This window comes from Streptomyces sp. BE20 (assembly GCF_036322525.1).
Classification (GTDB): domain Bacteria; phylum Actinomycetota; class Actinomycetes; order Streptomycetales; family Streptomycetaceae; genus Kitasatospora.
Genome location: NZ_JAQYWW010001176.1, coordinates 1 through 336 on the forward strand (window position 1 = coordinate 1; position 336 = coordinate 336).

Sequence of the window (336 nt, forward strand, 5' to 3'; positions counted from 1 at the left end):
AAAGGAGGGCGGGGGGGGGGTGGGGGGGTGTGGGGGGGGTGGGTGTTGTGGGGGGGGGGGGGGGGCGGGTACCGGCTGGTGGGTGGTGTGGGCCAGTTGTCTGGGCGGCGGGACCCTCCGTGGCCCGCGGCGCGGGTGGCTACGCTGATCGGCAGGAAGTTCCACGACTCCGACAGCGTCTCCGCGACGACGAGGCCGACGCACCGGCTCGGCTTCAGCCCGCAGGGCCCCGCGCGGCGGGTCGCCGTGCGCGAAGATCAGGTAGTGACCGCATGGAGGGAGGCGACCTGGGCGGGGGTAAAAGTGCGCGGGCGGCCTGCGGGGGCGACATCGGCT

General features: G+C 75.3%; 1 pseudogene. It reads left to right on the forward strand.

Features of this window, described 5'->3' with window-relative positions:
• Nucleotides 1-111: 111 nt before the first annotated feature.
• A pseudogene (locus tag PUR61_RS36940) lies at nucleotides 112-336 on the forward strand (helix-turn-helix domain-containing protein); the annotation flags it as partial.